Source organism: Roseateles sp. P5_B10, from assembly GCF_056400485.1.
This window is the reverse complement of the sequence record NZ_JBFULE010001123.1, coordinates 1-1,341: the sequence shown is the minus strand read 5'-3', so window position 1 is coordinate 1,341 and position 1,341 is coordinate 1. Positions and strand designations below refer to the sequence as shown.

Genomic DNA, 1,341 nt, shown 5'->3' with positions numbered 1-1,341 from the left:
GACAGGGTAGTAGTCGTTGAACAAGGCCAGCGTGGACGACCAGTCGCGCAGCTTGACCAGGCCCGACATGAAGAAGACCTTGGCCACGTAGAGCCGCGCCGCCAGCAGCGCCAGCGACTGCAGATGGCTGACCAGCGTGTCCAGCGGCGCGGGCAGCCGGGTGGGTTGCAGGCCCGGGTCGGTGACGGCGCGCAGCGCGTTGGAGATCAGAGCTTTCATGGTGTGGTGGTCCGGTTCGGTGGTGTAGCCCTGACTCCCTGCAGCCAGGCGTTGTGCAACGCGGCTTGCAGCCAGGCGGCGAAGTCGAAGTCGGTTTCACCGCCAGAACCTTTCACCGTGGCCGCCTCCAATGCCTCGGCAAGATTCACGGCGTCGATCAGGGCCTGCATGAAGACCGCATCAGCGGCCGACACGGGTTGCCATTTCCCGCGCCAACCGGCTCGCCAGACCACCACCGGGCCGTCGGACTGCGCCAGCACCGCCAGGCCTGGCCGCAATTGCAGCCAGAGCTTGTCGGGCGACGTGGTGCCGAGCAGGGCCAGCGAGTCGGCGTCCAACTTCGCGTCCTGCGCGCGTTCGGCCCGGTGCAGTGCCCAGTCCAGGCGAGCGAGATCGGGCAAGCCCGAAGCCTCGCCGGCGCGCTCCAGCAGGAAGCCTTCGAGCGCCCCACCCCACTGCCCCAGGTCACCGCTCTCGGGCGGGTGGGCGCGCCAGAAGGTCCAGGCCAGCGACGCGAATTCGTCCTCGCCGAGTTCCTCGCGCAAGCGCACAAAGGGCACGGCCAGGGCTTGGGCCGACAGCGCCCGCAGGTTGTTGCGATAGGCCGCCAGGCCGCGCTCGCTGCCAGTCAGGCCGGGCGGCGCCTCGCCGCGCCCCAGCAGCGCATCGACAAAGGCCTGCTGAGCGGCCTTCACGGGTGCAGCGCCCTCGCCCGCTGGCCTTCAGCCAGCAGCACCGCCAGATCGGGCACAGCGGTGTCCCATTCGATCAACGTCGGCAGCGGGCCCAGCCGCTGCAGCGTGTGTTCGTAGACACGCCAGACCTCGTCACGCACGCGACTGCCATGGTCATCGATGACGAGACCGTTCTCCTGCTCGCAGTGGCCGGCCAGATGGATCTCGCCGACGCTGCCGGGGCGGATCGCGTCAACCCAGCGCATGGCTTCACGTGCCGCGTCGTCCGGCGCCAGGCCGGCGTTGCGAGCGTTGACGAAGAGGTTGTTGACGTCCAGCAGCAGGCCGCAGCCGCTGCGCCGCGTCAGCTCGTTGAAGAACTCGGGCTCGGCCAGGGTGTCGCCGGCCCAGCCGACGTAGGCGCTGATGTTCTCGACCAGCATGGGCC

3 protein-coding genes are annotated in these 1,341 nt (G+C 69.3%); all 3 read right to left on the bottom strand.

Annotated elements, in window-relative coordinates; all coding sequences use genetic code 11:
- Positions 1 to 219 (bottom strand): DoxX family protein (locus tag AC1DU6_RS31400; protein WP_477862069.1); only part of this gene is annotated, 219 nt, incomplete at its 3' end.
- Positions 216 to 914, bottom strand: coding sequence for an HvfC/BufC family peptide modification chaperone (locus AC1DU6_RS31395; RefSeq protein ID WP_477862067.1), 699 nt, complete (start codon positions 912 to 914; stop codon positions 216 to 218). The genes AC1DU6_RS31400 and AC1DU6_RS31395, both read right to left, overlap by 4 nt.
- The coding region (locus AC1DU6_RS31390; RefSeq protein ID WP_477862065.1) for an MbnB/TglH/ChrH family RiPP precursor modification enzyme at positions 911 to 1,341 on the bottom strand (431 nt) is incomplete at its 5' end. The genes AC1DU6_RS31390 and AC1DU6_RS31395, both read right to left, overlap by 4 nt.